We start from the raw sequence: 17,555 nt of genomic DNA, 5'->3' as shown, positions 1-17,555 counted from the left end.
CTATGGCCTGCTCAGCAGTTCTTTATACAGCGCCTGGAGGGTATCCATATGTTTATTCAGCGCATATTTTTCACTCAACCGCGCACGACCATGTAAACCCATATTCCTCGCCTTCTCAGGCGAGTCGGCCAGAGCGTCCATCGCATTGGCTAACTCCTGCACATTGCCCGGTTCGAATAAAATCCCTTCGACACCGTCACGAATTTGTTCCGGTATACCGCCGATGCGCGACCCGATAACCGGTTTGCCTAAGGACATCGCCTCTAATATCGCCATAGAACAGTTTTCATAGCATTCTGAAGGCAGGATCACCGCTCGCGCATGCTTAATAAGGTTGTCGAGGGCTTCCCCTTGTTGCACATAACCTAAAAACTCAACATCCGGATATTTGGCGGCTAATTCATCATGCAACGGACCGTGCCCCACAACTTTCAGCGGCGCGCTGTTCTGCATTTTTTTATGCGCTGCCAACAACGTTGCCACGCCCTTTTCACGGCTCAGACGACCGAAGTACAGCATATAGCCCTCATCGCTCACTTCAGCCAGGGGACGGCTGTCATCAACGCCATTGACGATGACATCAATGCGCGAATTTGGCAGCGTGCGCAGCAAGACACCGCGTAAAAAAACGCTTGGTGAAACAATCACATCCAGTGCCTGATAGTTTTGTGCAATGTACTGCCAGGTTGCCTCCAGGGAGAGCAGTAAACTTTTTGAGGCTGAACCTTCCTGACAACGATACCTGAAGGCATTGAAAACCGTTCCGGTAATACAGGAATCACACACTTTGCCGTCGCGCAGCATGGAATACGCGGGGCACACAATCTTATAGTCATGCGCAGTCAGCACCGTTTTGCAGCCAAAATTGCGCGCAACTTTAATCAACGCCGGTGTTAACTGATGGTAGATGTTGTGAAAGTGGACGATATCCGGGCGCTCTTTTTCTAATAGCGCCAGCATTTTTTTGCAGGCCTGCGAATTATGAATAAAGTTAACCGCCGTTTTGATACCACCCAGCAGATTGCTCGCTTTGTGGTAGTCCACATTACTGACGAAATAATCCGCATAGTCCGAGGGGAAATTATTCTCATGCTGCATAGAGAAATCAATAACCTGCACTCCGGCCTGTTTCAGCATATCGCGCTCTTGAAAATAAACCGTTTCCGCGCCGCCTTTGATGAAAAAAAACTTGTTAACCAATAATACTTTCATGGCGCCTGCCCCGGTTATTCATGAATGATTTTACTGTTAGGCGGAGTCAGCGGATCGCGTACCGGATAAAAAATACCTTTGATCAGCCCCGCTGAGCGTACGATTAAATTAATAACGCTTTGCAGCCCATCTGTTAACGAGCGGTTTTGCACAATCTTCAACAAAGCAAACGCCAGTAATGGTAGAAGCGCAACGGCAAACACATTGATATTTAAACTGAGCATCGCCACAAATAAGAGAATAAGGTAGAGCGCAAATACCGCCTCATTCTTCACGATGTTGAATGACTGGGAAAACCAGGGTTTCCCCCAACTACAACGCAAAAGCTCACCCGGTGCCTGGTAATAACCGCTGGTCCAGCGCCGCGCCAGCATCTTAAACGTCGGCAGCGTATGTGATGTATGGCTGAAGTAAGGAATATCCAGACGCCGCAGTTTATAGCCTGCTTCGATTAAACGCAGGCCCAGTTCAGCCTCTTCATACGCGTGCAAATTACGGTTAGTCAGATAACCAATTTTTTCAATTGCCGACCGACGATACAGCCCACCGCCACCCAGATGATCGCTATCCCCGAGTGGATAGATTTTATTAATGCGTTGCTTACGCGATTTAAATTCATAGTTTACGGCATCATCCATTTCAACGGTTCCCGCAACGCCTGCATATTCTGGTTCGGCCTGCAAAAACGCGACGGCCTGATCCACAAAGCCCTCCTCCAGCTCCATATCGCCGTCCATCAACAACAGATATTCCCCTTCACTATACAGATAACCTAACTGGTGCCCGACGCCACAGCAGCGATCGCCAGGGTCAGTTAAGGACACTACGGTCACCCCTTTATCGATCGCAAGCTGTTGGGTGTTATCCGTTGACAGACTATCTGCCACAACAATTTTGTGTGGATAATCAATAAGCTGCTTACGGATACTGTCAATCGTCTTCTCAATACATTTAGATTCATTGAGTGTTTTAATACTCACTGAAATAAACGGTTTTTGGTCCATACAATTACCCTACGCAGCGAAGGACGGTTCGACGAATCACTAAACTTGATCCTAGTGATAAATAGAACAGGAATTGTAACATCGGTGTAATCATCAGTATCTGGCTATAAGGTAAGCTAATTAAGCAACCAATCGCAAAAGCGTTAAACGCCGGTGCAAAGCTCAACAACTGAAGATCCTGCTGGTCCAGTTGCTCAAGCATCAGTAATGGCTTTGGCTGACAAACCTTCAGGATATAAATGAATAAGCTAATAAAGAGCAACGTGCCGATCACCCCCACTTCCCACAGCAGCATACTCAGGGAAGTCGAGTCGAGAATTAAGTTGTAGATAATATTCAAAAAGCCCGGCGACACCGTACTACCACTGTTAGTTGCATTGAGTCCGTAGCCAAATAACGTTCCTGAAAGCCCCCACAGATCGTTATTTTTCAACCAGAACAGGAACGTCGTAAAGCGCCCCAACTCACCGGTAGACATAATGTAGTTCGGATCAAAGATATAGCTTAAGGAGTCGATAAAAATACTTAACGAGCTTTTCGACGGATCGCCGCCGAACGCCGTAGAATAATAGTATGCGAGGATCACAATCGACAGGCTAATAAGCAACAGCATTCCCGCCACAATAACTAACAACGTCTTCAGATTGACCTTACTAACGTCTTTGACGTAGCTCGGTGAAAGCCACACCCACGCCAGGAATATAGGCGATAGCAGGATGACAAACTTCACTTCACCAATGATGCATAACCCGATACCGAGAACAATATGCAGCGCCATGGACTTGAACGTGGTGAGCCCATGCTTATATTCGGAGACTTTTAACAACATAATTAACAGGCAAAACAGGCCCATTGCGGCAGTATTCCCGCCCCCCATTGGGTCACCGCCAAACGTGCCAACCACGGAGTCCCATTTCTCATCTTCGCCGCGCACCGCAACGCGCTGGGGAACGACCAGTAAAACCTGATAAATCATTACCGGAATCTGCGCGTAAAACACCCAATACAGATAGCGCGTTGCGCGGTAAATCTGTGATTCCCTGCAAAAGCCCAGCAGCAAACAGATCATCACCAGCGACAGCGCAATTTCGTTTTTAAATGCCACAATCGCGACGGTGATCCCGCCCTGAATCAGCGTCGATGCTCCAGCCAGCACCAGAAACGAAAAGTACAACGCCAGGACAATCGTCTCCTGGGCATCGAGATGTAAGGAGCCATCACGCGTCTGCATCACCAATAATCCCACCATCAACAGGGTCAGGAAAAAAGGTATCCACAGCACTGACTGCATGCCGGTAAAGTATTGCACCAGGCCACACAGGATCAGCGTGACAAAGGTATAAACCTGTAAATAGTATCCGGTATTCAGCGTCATAGTATCACCGGCTTGTCTTTCAGGAGATTGGCTCGCTTATTCATTTTCAGATAAATGAAGGCGTAGCGAATAAATGTCAGTGAAGAAAACAAGATGACCGACGTTGCATAATCTTTATAAAAATAGGGCGTCACAACAAAAGCGAAGAGTACAATCGCCAGCTGTTCCAGTTGGATACGCAGAAAATAGCGATGGGAACCAAAAATAAGCTCTATCACCGTCAGAGGGCTTATCGCCAGCGCCGGGAATAAATAGGGCAACATGTAGCGTGACGTCTCAATGGAGTTTATCCAGTCTTCGCTAAAGCCGAGGCGCATCACAATCGGATAGAAAATAAAAACCCCAAGGGTACAGATAACCCCTAGTACCAGCAATAGCATACGTACCCTGGTATACTCCTGATAGTTGAAGGTATTATTTCTGAAGTCGATAGACCATTTAGAAAAAATAGTATTGCGCACCGCATTCCCGATGATCACCACCGGCGCCAGGCAAAAGCGGCTAACCACGGAAAAATAACCCGCCGTCAGCGCCGAGAACCAAAAGTTAATCAGCATAATAGGCAAATTGCTGCTGGCCATCGCCAGCACTTCCGCGCTGCCCACTTTGGTAATGTGATGAATATTCTGTTTGAAAAAATGCCAATTACTGGCGGGTCGCAGATGTCTGGCCGCCACCGAACGAATATCAAACGAATGCAAAATACAGCTTATGGTCAGCACCATCGTCGCGCAGGCCCACGACCAATAAAACAGCTGTACATGGTGCGTAAGAAGGACGGAAAGTACAACGACCACAGAAACAGAAATGCGCTGGAAGATCAGAAAACGAAAGTTAGCCGTGCGTAGTGACAGGTTTTCCGAGATTAAAACCCACGCCGTTGCCAGCGTCAGTAAATAGAGGAACAGAATGTTCTGGTGAAACAGCCACGCGGTCAGCACAGCGTACGGTAAGGCAATGATCGTGCTTTGGATCAGGCAAAACACAACATTCTGCACCAGTTCGTCATCCTGCTGTTTAGGAATTAACAGCTGTGATGCAAAGGTACACACCTGAGCGCCCACCACGGCGATGCTGTAGTTGAGCGCATAAAGCCCCACTTCAGCCATATCGTACTTGTGTGAAATCAACCAAATAGACAGTGCACCAATCAACTGCGAGATGACTGATGAACCGGCTATTGTGGAAGCGCTCTTCAGTAGACTCATACGCGGCCTGGCGTTGCCATCAGTTGATCGGTACTGAAGTTCAGTGAACGCAGACCCTCTTGTGTCTCAAGATCCTTTTCTTCAACTGCATTGAGCACCGCACCAATCACCACGCCGTTATTTTCCTCGATCTTATCCAGCGCGTTGGCGATTTGTCCCGCGGACCCCGCCCCGGCTTTCACAATGAAAACAACGCCATCGACGGCACGTTTGATCAGTTGAACATCCTGGCTCTGATTCACGGCAGCAACATCAATAATGATGCGCTGATAATGCGATTTCAACTCGCGCATTAAGAGTTCAACATGCTCCGACGACAGCATCAGTAAAGATGAGATAGTGTTCTTGCCGTGTGGAATAAAGTCGAGGTTATCACTGAGTTTGATCCTCGCCTGTTCAAGCTCTGTCTCCCCGCGCAGCAGTTCCGCTAAGCCTGCGGATGTAGCTGACGCCAGCTCGGATGTGAGCCCACCAGTGTTAAAGAAATCTGCATCAATAAGCAGTGTTTTCTGGTCGAAACTAAAAGAGTTCGCTAACAGATTCGCCAACAAAGAACGTCCATCGCCGTGCTCCGTCGACGCCACGGCGAGCGTCTGTAAAGGTCGATTATCCAGCATAATCCGGGTACGGATACCGTGCACAATATCGGCATTTAGCGGGTTCTTCATGATCATGTCCCGCACCTGTGCGCGCCCTGAGGTTCCGCTAAAACGACGAATTTCACCCAACGGAACAACACTGAGCCGTTTTTTCATGCGACTAAGGGTACCGATTGAGTTATCCATTGCCGCTTTGACAATGAAATACATGATGCTGAACACCACCACCAGCATGACCACCATCAGCAACAATAAAGATTTATTCGGTTTCGCCGGTTTTAACGCGGGTACCGCAGGGTCGTATAACACCGCATCGGCATTCACGCCGGACAGCGACAACTCCTGAGTACGTTGATAAAGCGATTTATACAGGTCTTCCATTTTATCTAACGACAGCTTTTGACTGTTCCAGGCATCCCGTTTTGACGCCATTTTCTGGAAGATCTCTTTCTGCTCAATCACTTGCTGTTGATAGTTTTTTTCGTCCGCCAGCGCCGCCAGATATTGCTGACGTAAACCGACTTTCAGCTCGCCCAATACCCGCCCGGTCTGGCTTTGGATTGACTGAACATCGGCTTCTGCTTTTAAAATGGCGGGATTTTTTGGCCCATAGACTTTACGCTGTTCGGACAACGTTCGTTGCGCCTGAATCAACGCGATGCGCAAATCCTGGATCTGAGCGTGGTTAGAGACCGAAGGCAGCGAGATAACGCTCTCAAGGGACTTACCTCCCCCGTTCACCTCGTTATAGACGGATTCAGCGGCAACCCGACGCTGGGTCGCATCGGCCAGGCGATTAGTTACGATACTTAACTGCTCGGTTTCAAAACCATCGATACCACGGAAGGTCAGCAGCCCGGCATTTTTCAGATAGCTGTCCATCTCGTCTTTTTGCTTAGCTATCGACTTCTGAATCTCTTCCATTTTTTCAAAATTCAGTTCGCGAGCTTTCTCCACCTTCAGACGTTTCTGCTCCACCGTATAGTTGATGAAAGCCTGCGCGACGCCGTTGGCAATATCAGCCGCAACCTGAGGCGAAGTTGATTCATAGGTAATGGAAGCCAGGTTCGTCGTGCGAATACCGATGACATTCAGGTTTTTCGATAACGTTTTCAGCGCTTGCTCCATTCTCAGTTGCCGACTTTCATTGCTATCAGCCCCCTGGGCACCGGCTTTTTCCCCGGTAAACTCCGGGTTTTCATCCAGCTTCATATCACGTACGGCTTGCTCCAGCACAATACGTGAATGCATCAACGCATATTGTGTTTCGTAGTAACCACTGCGCGTTGAATCGAAACCATCAACCTGTGGAAACGGAGAAACATTATCAGCCTGCGCCTTAATCAGCACCGTCGCCGTTGAAACATACTTTGAAGACATCATGCTGATTAACGGATACGCGACAACCCCGGCAACGATACCGGCCAGCGCGATTTTCCAGGCGTTCTTTTTCAGCTCTTTGGCAAAGCGGGAGAATTCGACACTGCTTTCTCGTTTTTTGCCGTTTTCCACTATTGATAGTTTCATCGTCAGAAGAACCCCATGCCAATAATCACGACATCCCCAGGATGAACAGAGTGCGTTAAATCGACATTCTCAAGCAGCTGATTGCTCCCTGACAGGCGAATGTTGATATCTTTTCGGTCAGCACGATCTGTAAATCCACCCGCCTGCGCAATAGATTTCTCGACGGTAAGCCCTGGCTCATAGGCGAAGCCATTTGGACTTTTTACCTCACCTGAAACATAGTATTTGCGGAACTCGGCAATACTCACCGTCACCATTGGAGATGTAAAATAATCTCCGGTCAGGCGTTGAGTTAATTCTTTAGTCACTTGATCAACGGTTTTATCTTGTAATTTAAGAGCACCAACAAACGGGAAATTAATTTCCCCGCTCTTATCCAAAATAAACCGCATCGTCATATCGGGTTGACCATGAACAGCGATATTGACCGTATCCCCCGCCCCAAGCCGGTAATCCTGCTGAACAGTAGCAGGATCGTCCATTAATCGCGGGCTGGACGCTGTGCATCCGACCAACAGGATACTGAATAGCAAAACCGCGCACAGTTCTATTATTTTCATTTTAGATCTGAACCTTAGCTTTAAGCATAATCATAGAATTATCATAACCCAACGTTCTAATGACTTCCTGATTGTCGTTGGGACCGATATAAAACGAGTCAGTATCCTTATTCGAATTTAATGTATCTATCTGATATTTAATCTCAAAATTAACCGACGGCGTGTAGTCATAGCTCATGGTGACACTAAACACGCCATCTTTATCATGTCGATCCTTGTTCTGTTTTTTATAGTCTTCCGAAGTGAATGAGTAGTCCAATAAAGTAGAAAAACGAGTGCCTAACCAGAAATGCTGGTAAGAAAGGCCATACTGGGTCACTAAAATATATCCCCCAACTTCCGATGGGTCTTTAATGCTTTGCGCAGAGTGGGCCGTGAAAACAGACTGCTGTAAAGGCTTCCACTCCGCTTTTATGTCCCAGTTTAGACCATTAAAATCATGCGAGTTTGCGTTGTTTTCAAATGTTTTATACAGCCATGAAATATTCATGTCGACATTGGTTTTCCCCGTCAACTGCGACTTCAGGCCATACAGTAAATAATACTCATTAGTGTCTTTATCTGAGTTGTTATCATAGCGACGCTGGTTAGTAATAAAGCTATAGCGAAAGCGCGTTCTGGATGAGTATTGGTCAAAAACTTCCGCTATCAGGCTATTTTCATGCCATTCCTGTTCCTGAATATAATTGTAGAAGTCCTCACTGCTGTCCCGAACATCAGAGGTGTTACCGAAAGTCAGTTTTTTGTATAACAACGCCAGTTCCGCTTTGCCGCGACCATCAGGCGCACCGTAGCTGTAGCGCAATTCACTATTGATAAAATTCGTCGTCAGCGGAGATTTAATCCCATACTGCTCAAACTGACTCGGTAGAAACCCCTCGGTGATGTCACGACCGCGGGATTCATGCCCAAGCGAATCCTCCAGATTGAGGGTTAAGCCATGCTTGAGCCCATACCGCCAGGCACCGTTAAAACGAAAAAAATGATCGTTGTAGTTATCAGCAGAATCGCTTGAGTAGTTACGATAATCCCCAGAGTACATCAGCAAATACTTATCCTGACCACGCTCTCCAATCATACTCAGAACGGGCGCCGCACTCTGAAACGAGGAACCGATAGCATCGCTGCTATGTGGCTGATAAGACACGTTATCATTATAACCATAGTCCACAGCGACCTTGCCCTGGAAGTCTATCCCCGCAAAGCCAATGTGTGATTTCGGCGTTAAATCAGCCCATGCGGACTGCGATATCACGATTCCGGTAATAACGAGTAATTTAGTATGCATTCTTACCGACAAATCCTTTGAAAATAGTTTTAATAATAATTTTTATATCCAGCCATAACGACCAGTTTTGAATGTACTCAATATCGTACTGAACCCTTTTTTCCATCTTATAAAGCGCATCGATCTCCCCGCGGAATCCGTTGATCTGCGCAAGCCCAGTGATCCCTGGCTTAACTTTATGGCGAATCATGTAATTTTCGACCTGTTTGCGGTACTGCTCATTATGCGTAACCGCATGAGGTCTGGGACCGACAATCGACATACTTCCCTGTAAAACGTTAATAAATTGAGGAAGTTCATCCAGCGAAGTGCGGCGCAAAAAGCTCCCGAATTTGGTTACCCGCGGATCGTTTTTAGTGGCCTGAATAACCGTATCGGAATTCTCCATGACGCGCATAGAACGAAACTTCCAGACCTTAATTTTTTGCCCACTCAAGCCATAGCGGTCCTGTTTGAAAAAAACCGGCCCACGGGACGTGAGTTTGATACCAATGGCAATCGCCAGCATCAGGGAGGAAATCATCACCATAATGATGCTGCCAAGAACCAAATCTTCCGCCCGCTTAATAAACGAGCCCGCCCCTTCGAACGGTGAACTAAAGATACCGATAGTTTGCAGATTGTGGATGGAGCGTAACTTGGACATGTTGTTACTGTAGGTATAAAAGTCAGGGACAATATAGGTATCTACGGTGGTGTCTGACATCATGGCCAAAAAGTGACGAATGCGATGTAAAGCAACCATCGGTAAAGCAATATAGATTTCGTCTATGTTTCCCTTCTTGGCTTCCTCGACCAGATTGATCACCGGACCACGAAAGGGGCTTTTAACCTTATCAACGACATCGCCACAGCGAGATAAGGCGCGCTCATCATAAAAGGCCAGATCTAATGTGATATTGGCGTATTCATTCATTAGCGCGGTTTCTGCGGCCAGACCATTGTCGGTCAGACCAATAATCGCCACGCGTATACTCTTTTTCGTTGAATACTTAAAAATAAAAAAACGAATGTAGTAAAGAAAAGGTAATGGAATGAAGTACCAGTAAATAATAGCTGAATAAAAAGGGGAAGGCAGTCTGTCTAAGTAGCCCAGTGACTCAGGTTCAGCCACCGTCATACTGACCAGTTCGTTAAAAAAAATCGCCAGCAGCGTACAAAAAACCAAGCGCTTTTGATTACGTAAACCGATCGTCTTAATCTTTTGCTGGTACATTTTAATGTATTCAGCAAACAGCAAGAAAAAGATTGAGAAGAGAAGACTCAAAATGGCAATGGTGTTAAAGGGCACCAAACCCAGCAGATGGGCGCTAAAAATTAACGTCACATTGATAACAATGAAATCGACCAGTTTTAAAAAGACTGGATATCCTTGGCTGCTAATCTTTAGCGATTTTTTAAGCATATCTCAGCCCATTATTTATTGATCTTTAATTGTTTTTTTCTCATTTCATGTTGCTAATTATATCACAAGTCTAAAAAACGCAATGGTACATTGTCAGTAAATGTAAAAAATAATACTCATTACTGTGACAACACTCCCCAGTGAAATCGTATCCATATGATTTTAATGCAGATGACATCAATAGAAGTTTTATCTACCTCAGCAAAAAAGATAACCTTTAACAACATTTTCGCTATTGACAGATAACATCTCATGGTCTATGAAAAAGTGTTTTATGTATGATAAATTGCACAAAAGTATTGTTTCAGTGACGTTGAATCACCTTAGAGTTGCTGTTTAATACCGTAATTAAAATAAAAAACAGCTGCCTTACGACAACATTTCAAATGATATTAATAATACAATTAATTACTTTTTATTATAATTAAACAACAAATATCATCACCATGAATACCTCATACGGTAACGCTTAAAAAGCGTACCCGAACCCTCAACCCACCTAATGTCTCACTACGCGTTAGCTGAGGATGCGTACGATGCAGACGAGCAATATCATTGACCAGCGCCAGGCCGATCCCGGCGCCTGGGACATTGCCTACGTTATCAAGACGATGAAACGGTAGCAGGGCCTGATGAACCATCTGCTCATCTATGCCCGGCCCGCTATCTTCGACCACCAGCACCACGGCCTCTCCTTCTCGTTGCAGCCGGGCGGTCACCATCCCCTGCGACGGCGTGTATTTCAGTGCGTTATCCAGCAGATTCCCACACAGTTCACCGAGCAGAACTTCATCTCCCTCAACCCACACCGCGTCCTGTTCCCCTTCATAGCCCAGATCGATCCCTTTACTACGCGACTGCGCCAGTCGGGTAAAACAGCTGGTTTGCACCACCTCATACAGATTAACCGGCGAGAAATGCCTTTCCCCCTGCTCTTTGCGTTTCACCGCAGACAGCTGCAACAGCCTCTCAGTCAGTTGAATGGTATTATCGAGCGTGCTACTCATGGCTTGTAAACTCTCATACCATTGCCGCGGTTCGACGCTGGCGAGAGCCACCGATGCCTGAGTTTTCAGTACCGCCAACGGCGTTTTGAGCTGATGGGAAGCATCCGCGCTGAAGCGCTCCTGACGAGAGATGAGACCGCGAAGTCGGTCCAGATAACGGTTGAAAGCCACAATCAGCAGACGGGTTTCCGACCATGGCAGCAGCTCCGGCAGCGGCGTCAGCAGGCCTGGCTCACGACGCACCATCAGCGATGACAGCTGGCGCATCGGGCGTAGCACCCGGCGCAGCAGCCAGCCAACCAGCACCAGAGTCAGTAGCACCAGCAACCCTTGCGAAACCCACGAGGAAAACAGCAGCTGTCGTGCCAGATAACGCCGCGATTGCAGCGTTTCGGCAACATAAATCTCCGCCATGCCGACAATACCGCCTTCATTGACGGGCTGCAGAAGACGTGCCACGCGGATTGCCTCACCGCGATATTCGGTGTGATAAAACCATGCCAGCGCCGGGTAAAGACGCGTGCGCGAGGTAGCAGGCGGCATCGCCGGTAAATCGTCATAACCCGAGATAACCTTCCCCGCCGGATCAACCACTTTGTAATACAGTCGGTCGTTCATATTCAGTTCAAAGCTGTCCAGCACCACCCATGGCACGTTCACTTCCAGCTGTTTATTGCGCACCACCAGCCGCTCGGAGACGGTCCTGGCGGATGAGAGTAGTGTCCGGTCATACGCCTGGGTCGCCGCCTGTAGCGCACTGACATAGCTGTTAAATGCCGACAGGCCCCACAGCAACATTAGCGGCAGGCCCAGAAACATCAGCAGTTGCAGGTACAACGATTGGGGTTTAACCCACTTCATCGCTACGCTCCAGCACATAGCCCAGACCACGCAGCGTAGCAATACGCACATCGCTTCCCTGTAGCTTTTTACGTAAGCGATGGATATACAGCTCAATGCTTTCGGGACTAACCTCATCACTCAGGCTGAAGACCTGCTCAAACAACTGCTGACGTGAAACCGGCCGCAACCGACGGTACATCAGCACCGTCAACAGCGCCTGTTCACGTGGCGTGAGCGCCAACGGCTGCCCCTGCAACAGAAAATAGCCTTCATCGTGAAACGCCAGCTCCCCCAGTTGCTGTATGCCTTGCACCTGTCCCGCACTGCGACGCAGCAAGGCCCGCAGCCGGGCATCCAGTTCCTCGATTTCAAACGGCTTTGCCAGATAATCATCGGCTCCGACGTTCAACCCTTTCACCCTATCGGCCACCGCGCTACGCGCCGTCAGCAGCAGGACAGGAAGCGTCTGCCCGCGTTTGCGCAGCCGCTGAACGACTTCCAGGCCATCCAGACCGGGCATATTGATGTCCAGCACCGCCAGCGCATACGTTTCGCTATGTAAAAGATGGTCGGCTGCCAGGCCATCAAACACACAGTCAACGGCAAAACCGTTTTGCACCAGCGCTTTCTCCAGCCAGTGAGCTAACTCACGGTTATCTTCCGCTAATAAGAGACGCATATCACATCCTGTAAAGTTTCTGCCGCATTGAAAGGGAATTGAAAGGTTAATGTTTTAACAATCACGCAACCGAACTGCTACACATCGGCTCACATAATCACAAAAATCTTCTTCCGTACCTGAAAATCCGGTTTTCCGGTGTGAGGATAAACAATGAAAAAACAGTTATTTCGTACCCTTACTGCAAGCATTTTACTGATGAGTACCTCTGTACTGGCAGAACAAGCGCCGTCGCGCACTGAATGTATCGCCCCTGCTAAACCCGGCGGTGGTTTCGATCTCACCTGTAAGCTGATTCAGGTGAGTTTGATGGAAACCGGCGCTATCGAAAAACCGATGCGCGTGACCTACATGCCCGGCGGCGTTGGCGCTGTGGCCTATAACGCGATTGTTGCCCAACGCCCGGCAGAAGCGGGCACCGTGGTGGCCTTCTCCGGCGGCTCCTTGCTGAATCTGTCACAAGGTAAATTTGGCCGCTACGGTGTGGATGATGTCCGCTGGCTGGCCAGTGTGGGTACCGATTACGGCATGATTGCCGTACGTCAGGACTCACCGTGGAAGACGCTGAAAGATCTGCTGACAGCCATGGAAAAAGATCCCAACAGCGTGGTCATTGGTGCTGGCGCCTCTATCGGTAGCCAGGACTGGATGAAGTCGGCGCTGCTGGCGCAAAAAGCCAATGTCGATCCGCACAAGATGCGCTACGTGGCCTTTGAGGGCGGTGGCGAACCGGTTACCGCATTGATGGGAAATCACGTACAGGTGGTTTCCGGCGATCTCAGTGAGATGGTGCCTTACCTCAGCGGCGACAAAATCCGCGTGCTCGCAGTGTTCTCTGATGAACGCCTGCCGGGCCAGTTAGCCAACGTACCAACCGCTAAAGAGCAGGGTTATGACCTCGTGTGGCCGATCATTCGTGGCTTCTACGTTGGACCAAAAGTCAGCGACGCCGAGTATCAGTGGTGGGTTGATGCCTTTAACAAACTCCAGCAGACCGATGAGTTTAAAAAGCAGCGCGATCTGCGCGGTCTGTTTGAGTTCAACATGAGCGGCAAACAGCTCGACGACTACGTGAAAAAGCAGGTCACGGATTATCGTGAGCAGGCGAAAGCCTTCGGTCTGGCGAAGTAAACGCAGAGGCAAAGATGATGAGCGATCGTATTTTCGCAGGTATCTGGCTGTTGCTCTGCATAGCCGGGCTGTTCGTGGCCTGGCAAATCAGCAGCGAATACAGCTATGAACCCGTAGGGCCGCGTCCCTTCCCGCTTGGCATTATCAGTCTGATGCTGGTCTGCGCCGTGGCGCTGCTGTTGCGCCATCCGGACACCATCAGTTGGCCCCGTCGCCACGTGCTGCAAAAGCTGCTGACGATGGTCATTGTTCTGTTGATGTACGCCTGGGGTTTTGAGTGGCTCGGTTTTCCCATCGCCACCGCCATTCTCACCGTGGTGATTGGCATGCTGTTCGGCGCAACCATCCCGGCTGCGGGTATTTCCGGCGCAGTGCTCGGCATTCTGCTGTGGTTTGCCTTCGACCGACTGCTTGACGTCACCTTACCACTCGGCGCCTGGCTGGGTTAACGGAGAAACGATGGATACCTGGATTTATCTTTCTCAGGGTTTCGCGGTGGCAATGACGCCGGAAAACCTGGTCATCGCCTTGATAGGCTGTTTTGTCGGCACCATTGTGGGTTTGTTGCCTGGCCTTGGGCCGATCAACGGCGTGGCGATTCTGCTGCCGTTGGCCTTTGCGCTGCATCTTCCCGCAGAATCCGCGCTGATCCTGCTGGCTACGGTCTACATAGGCTGTGAATATGGCGGGCGCATCTCCTCCATCCTGCTGAATGTTCCTGGCGATGCGGCGGCGATTATGACCGCGCTGGATGGCTACCCGATGGCGCAGCAAGGACGCGGCGGCGTGGCGCTCTCTATCTCGGCGGTCAGCTCTTTCTTTGGTTCGCTTATCGCCATCGGGGGCATCATTCTGTTTGCCCCGGCGTTAGCCCTATGGTCGCTGGCCTTCGGTCCGGCGGAATACTTTGCCTTAATGGTTTTCGCCATTGCCTGTCTCGGCAGCATGATGGCGCAAAATCCGCTGAAATCATTTCTGGCAGCGCTTATCGGTCTCGGACTTGCGACCGTCGGCGTAGACGCCAACACCGGGGTTTATCGCTTTACTTTTGACAGTGTCCATCTCTCTGACGGTGTGCAGTTTATCGTGGTGGTGATTGGGCTGTTCTCTGTCTCTGAAATACTGTTAATGCTGGAACATACCAGCAGTGGCCAGACGCTGGTGCGTAAAACGGGCCGCATGTTGTTCAACGCCAAAGAAGGCGCACAGTGCGTAGGGGCCACCCTGCGTTCATCAGTGATTGGCTTTTTCGTCGGCGTTCTGCCTGGCGCTGGCGCCACCATTGCCAGTGCCATCACCTACATGACCGAGAAAAAGCTCAGCGGCAACAGCGACAGCTTTGGCAAGGGGGATATTCGTGGCGTAGCGGCGCCAGAAGCCGCCAATAACGCCTCGGCCTGCGGCTCTTTTATTCCGATGCTGACGCTCGGCGTGCCGGGCTCCGGTACTACGGCGGTGATGATGGGCGCGCTGACGCTGTACAACATCACCCCGGGTCCAGCCATGTTTACCGAGCAGCCGGATATCGTTTGGGGGCTGATTGCGGCGCTGCTAATTGCTAACGTAATGCTGCTGGTGATGAACATTCCGCTGATCGGTCTGTTTACCCGCATGCTGACCATCCCGCTGTGGTTTTTGGTACCGGCTATCGCGGCAGTTTCCGCGGTTGGCGTGTACGCCGTTCACAGCACCACCTTCGATTTGGTATTGATGGTCGCCCTCGGCGTGCTGGGCTACATCCTGCGTAAAATGCACTTCCCAATGTCGCCATTGATTCTGGGCTTCGTTCTCGGGGAAATGCTGGAGCAGAACCTGCGCCGGGCGTTGTCTATCAGTAACGGCAGTATGGATATTCTGTGGGCCAGCGGCGTGGCGAAAGTACTGCTGGTGATGGCGGTACTGGTTATCGTGGTCCCGCCGGTGCTGCGCATGATCCGTAAACGCAACAGCAAACCGCAGGTGGATATCGGTTAATAATATGCCGGATGGCGGCGCTATTGCGCCCTATCCGGCCTACAATTTGGCTCGGTTGTAGGCCGGATAAGTGCAACGCCATCCGGCATTTTTATTTTCCGCGCAGCCCCTGCGTTCCTTCCAGCACATGTTCAACAAACCGTGTCAGCTTAGGCAACGGACGCAAATCCTGTCGCCACAGCAAATGAATTGGCCGCGGCTGCGGCGTAAACCCTTCCAGGATCCGAATCAATTTCCCCGTAGCCAGTTCTTGCGCCAGCAGCACCTCAGGTTGCAATAACAGCCCAGCCCCCGCTACTGCCGCCATACGCAGGCCATGACCATCGTTACAGCGCAGGATCGCATCGCGCTTCCATCTGACCTCCCCCGTCACGCCAGGCAGTATCCACTCGTTGCGAGCCGTCCACACGGTATGAGACAGGCACAGATGATCCACCAGATCCGCGGGCGTCCGGGGGGTGCCATGGCGGGCAAGATAATCTGGCGAAGCACAAATTGCCATACGGTAGGGACACAGGTATTTCGCCACCACGTCAGTCTGATGGATATCGCCAATGCGGATCGCCAGATCGACACCTTCATTCACCAGATCAACCATCCGGTTGGTGAGATCCAGTTCAATACGCACCTCTGGCCAGGTCTGTAAAAACGCAGCGGCCAGCGGCGAGATCACGCAAGCGCCAAAAGAAGTGGGCGCGCTAATGCGCAGCGTCCCCGCAGGTGCCAGCCGCAGACGCTCTACCGAACGTTCGGCTATCGATACCTGCTCCAGCACGCGACGGGCTTCTTCAAAATAGACGCGTCCGGCATCGGTCAGACTCTGGCGGCGCGTATTGCGCTCCAGCAAACGCGTGCCGAGCTGCGCTTCCAGTTGGGTGATATATTTTCCCACCATCACCGCAGACATTTCGAGCCTCGTCGCCGCAGAAGTAAAGCTCCCACTCTCCACCACGGCGACAAACGTTTCCATGCCGCGCAGTTTATCCATATTACAAACCCCTGGTTAGTAATCATCTAACTTTTAGCCAGTTTATCTGATTTCATTTTCATTAAAGAATAGCGGCTCACACTATTGCGGAGGTGGTTATGAAAATCGTCATTATTGGTGCCAGTGGTACAGTGGGTCGCGCAGTTACGCAAGCATTGAGCCGTAAACATGAGGTGGTCCGCGTGGGTCGCACTCAGGGTGATTACCAGGTCGATATCACCTCGCAGGAGAGTGTCAAGGCCTTGTTTGAAAAAGTCGGTCGGGTAGATGCGATCGTTTCCGCCACCGGTAATCTGTTCTTTGGGCCGCTGTCGACAATGACCGACCAGGACTTTAATCAGGGGCTTCAGGATAAACTATTAGGCCAGATACGCCTGGCATTAACCGGGCAGCATTTCCTGAATGATGGTGGATCGATAACGTTAATTAGCGGCATTATCGCCCACGAGCCCATCGCCCAGGGGACAAACGCCGCAACGATCAATGCCGGGCTGGAAGGATTTGTTCGCGCCGCGGCCTGTGAACTAGGCCATGGTCAACGCATTAACCTGATAAGTCCGACCGTGCTGAGTGAGTCCGCCGAAGCTTACGACAGTTTCTTCCCGGGCTTTGAAAGCGTGCCCGCCACCACCGTCGCCAACGCCTACCGCCGCAGTGTGGAAGGCATCCAAACCGGGCGTATTTATAAAGTCGGTTACTGACTTTGCCGCTGCCGTTGACACATCACCAACGGCAGCGTGATTAACCCACTGTTT

At 50.0% G+C, this 17,555-nt stretch carries 15 protein-coding genes; 4 read left to right on the top strand and 11 right to left on the bottom strand.

The genetic code is table 11. The features are described 5' to 3' along the window. The 10 genes from OGX90_RS04100 to tctD form a co-directional block, all read right to left on the bottom strand. Complete coding sequence (locus tag OGX90_RS04100; RefSeq protein ID WP_128612127.1) at nt 1-1,212, bottom strand: glycosyltransferase family 4 protein; 1,212 nt, start codon at nt 1,210-1,212, stop codon at nt 1-3. A gap of 14 nt (nt 1,213-1,226) precedes the next feature. Next, a complete protein-coding gene (locus OGX90_RS04095) occupies nt 1,227-2,216 on the bottom strand; it encodes a glycosyltransferase family 2 protein (protein WP_286623199.1) in 990 nt (329 codons plus the stop codon). 4 nt (nt 2,217-2,220) lie between these two features. Next, on the bottom strand, nt 2,221-3,591 hold the full coding sequence (locus OGX90_RS04090) for a hypothetical protein (protein WP_048215715.1): 1,371 nt from the start codon (nt 3,589-3,591) through the stop codon (nt 2,221-2,223). Next, nucleotides 3,588-4,799, bottom strand: coding sequence for a lipopolysaccharide biosynthesis protein (locus OGX90_RS04085; protein ID WP_149608164.1), 1,212 nt, complete (start codon nt 4,797-4,799; stop codon nt 3,588-3,590). The genes OGX90_RS04090 and OGX90_RS04085 overlap by 4 nt, the downstream gene beginning before the upstream one ends. Then, a complete protein-coding gene (locus tag OGX90_RS04080; protein WP_234692896.1) occupies nt 4,796-6,925 on the bottom strand; it encodes a GumC family protein in 2,130 nt (709 codons plus the stop codon). Before OGX90_RS04080 ends, OGX90_RS04085 begins: the two co-directional genes overlap by 4 nt. A gap of 2 nt (nt 6,926-6,927) precedes the next feature. After that, nucleotides 6,928-7,485 carry a polysaccharide biosynthesis/export family protein gene (locus OGX90_RS04075; protein ID WP_003826038.1) on the bottom strand — a complete coding sequence of 186 codons (558 nt, stop codon included), beginning with the start codon at nt 7,483-7,485 and terminating at the stop codon, nt 6,928-6,930. Nucleotide 7,486: 1 nt separating this feature from the next. Then, a complete protein-coding gene (locus OGX90_RS04070) occupies nt 7,487-8,773 on the bottom strand; it encodes an outer membrane beta-barrel protein (protein WP_045899700.1) in 1,287 nt (428 codons plus the stop codon). Beyond that, on the bottom strand, nt 8,763-10,178 hold the full coding sequence (locus OGX90_RS04065) for an undecaprenyl-phosphate glucose phosphotransferase (protein ID WP_008785590.1): 1,416 nt from the start codon (nt 10,176-10,178) through the stop codon (nt 8,763-8,765). The genes OGX90_RS04070 and OGX90_RS04065 overlap by 11 nt, the downstream gene beginning before the upstream one ends. 455 nt (nt 10,179-10,633) lie before the next feature. After that, a complete protein-coding gene (locus tag OGX90_RS04060) occupies nt 10,634-12,046 on the bottom strand; it encodes a sensor histidine kinase (RefSeq protein ID WP_048225208.1) in 1,413 nt (470 codons plus the stop codon). Beyond that, entirely contained in the window at nt 12,033-12,707 is a 675-nt protein-coding gene (gene tctD, locus OGX90_RS04055) for a transcriptional regulator TctD (protein WP_003826032.1), read from the bottom strand. Before tctD ends, OGX90_RS04060 begins: the two co-directional genes overlap by 14 nt. Nucleotides 12,708-12,860: 153 nt before the next feature. Here tctD and OGX90_RS04050 point away from each other — a divergent pair, with 153 nt between their 5' ends. Genes OGX90_RS04050 through OGX90_RS04040 form a run of 3 tightly spaced genes read left to right on the top strand, consistent with a single transcriptional unit; the run spans nt 12,861 to nt 15,812 of the window. After that, entirely contained in the window at nt 12,861-13,838 is a 978-nt protein-coding gene (locus OGX90_RS04050; protein WP_267458389.1) for a Bug family tripartite tricarboxylate transporter substrate binding protein, read from the top strand. A 14-nt stretch (nt 13,839-13,852) separates the two neighbouring features. Beyond that, nucleotides 13,853-14,287 (top strand): tripartite tricarboxylate transporter TctB family protein, encoded by a 435-nt coding sequence (locus OGX90_RS04045; protein WP_095533105.1) that lies wholly within the window; start codon nt 13,853-13,855, stop codon nt 14,285-14,287. A 10-nt stretch (nt 14,288-14,297) separates the two neighbouring features. Continuing rightward, on the top strand, nt 14,298-15,812 hold the full coding sequence (locus tag OGX90_RS04040) for a tripartite tricarboxylate transporter permease (RefSeq protein WP_286623195.1): 1,515 nt from the start codon (nt 14,298-14,300) through the stop codon (nt 15,810-15,812). A gap of 91 nt (nt 15,813-15,903) precedes the next feature. Here the strand turns inward: OGX90_RS04040 and OGX90_RS04035 are convergent, their stop codons facing one another. Then, nucleotides 15,904-16,800, bottom strand: coding sequence for a LysR substrate-binding domain-containing protein (locus OGX90_RS04035; protein ID WP_032944682.1), 897 nt, complete (start codon nt 16,798-16,800; stop codon nt 15,904-15,906). 98 nt (nt 16,801-16,898) lie between these two features. Between OGX90_RS04035 and OGX90_RS04030 the strand changes: the two genes are divergently transcribed. Continuing rightward, a complete protein-coding gene (locus OGX90_RS04030; protein ID WP_048215708.1) occupies nt 16,899-17,501 on the top strand; it encodes a short chain dehydrogenase in 603 nt (200 codons plus the stop codon). The last annotated feature ends 54 nt before the right edge of the window (nt 17,502-17,555 follow it).

The sequence above is a fragment of the Citrobacter sp. Cpo012 genome (genome assembly GCF_030333015.1).
Lineage (GTDB): Bacteria > Pseudomonadota > Gammaproteobacteria > Enterobacterales > Enterobacteriaceae > Citrobacter > Citrobacter portucalensis.
Note: the sequence above shows the minus strand (reverse complement) of the source record. Positions and strands in the feature narration are given on the sequence as shown.

Excerpts from the sequence above, each read along its gene's own strand:
- OGX90_RS04060 (WP_048225208.1), bottom strand. The coding sequence starts at position 12,046 with ATGAAGTGGGTTAAACCCCAATCGTTGTACCTGCAACTGCTGATGTTT.
- OGX90_RS04030 (WP_048215708.1), top strand. The coding sequence starts at position 16,899 with ATGAAAATCGTCATTATTGGTGCCAGTGGTACAGTGGGTCGCGCAGTT.
- OGX90_RS04050 (WP_267458389.1), top strand. The coding sequence starts at position 12,861 with ATGAAAAAACAGTTATTTCGTACCCTTACTGCAAGCATTTTACTGATG.
- OGX90_RS04095 (WP_286623199.1), bottom strand. The coding sequence starts at position 2,216 with ATGGACCAAAAACCGTTTATTTCAGTGAGTATTAAAACACTCAATGAA.
- OGX90_RS04045 (WP_095533105.1), top strand. The coding sequence starts at position 13,853 with ATGATGAGCGATCGTATTTTCGCAGGTATCTGGCTGTTGCTCTGCATA.
- OGX90_RS04065 (WP_008785590.1), bottom strand. The coding sequence starts at position 10,178 with ATGCTTAAAAAATCGCTAAAGATTAGCAGCCAAGGATATCCAGTCTTT.
- OGX90_RS04035 (WP_032944682.1), bottom strand. The coding sequence starts at position 16,800 with ATGGATAAACTGCGCGGCATGGAAACGTTTGTCGCCGTGGTGGAGAGT.
- OGX90_RS04070 (WP_045899700.1), bottom strand. The coding sequence starts at position 8,773 with ATGCATACTAAATTACTCGTTATTACCGGAATCGTGATATCGCAGTCC.
- OGX90_RS04085 (WP_149608164.1), bottom strand. The coding sequence starts at position 4,799 with ATGAGTCTACTGAAGAGCGCTTCCACAATAGCCGGTTCATCAGTCATC.
- OGX90_RS04075 (WP_003826038.1), bottom strand. The coding sequence starts at position 7,485 with ATGAAAATAATAGAACTGTGCGCGGTTTTGCTATTCAGTATCCTGTTG.
- OGX90_RS04100 (WP_128612127.1), bottom strand. The coding sequence starts at position 1,212 with ATGAAAGTATTATTGGTTAACAAGTTTTTTTTCATCAAAGGCGGCGCG.
- OGX90_RS04040 (WP_286623195.1), top strand. The coding sequence starts at position 14,298 with ATGGATACCTGGATTTATCTTTCTCAGGGTTTCGCGGTGGCAATGACG.
- OGX90_RS04080 (WP_234692896.1), bottom strand. The coding sequence starts at position 6,925 with ATGAAACTATCAATAGTGGAAAACGGCAAAAAACGAGAAAGCAGTGTC.
- OGX90_RS04090 (WP_048215715.1), bottom strand. The coding sequence starts at position 3,591 with ATGACGCTGAATACCGGATACTATTTACAGGTTTATACCTTTGTCACG.
- tctD (WP_003826032.1), bottom strand. The coding sequence starts at position 12,707 with ATGCGTCTCTTATTAGCGGAAGATAACCGTGAGTTAGCTCACTGGCTG.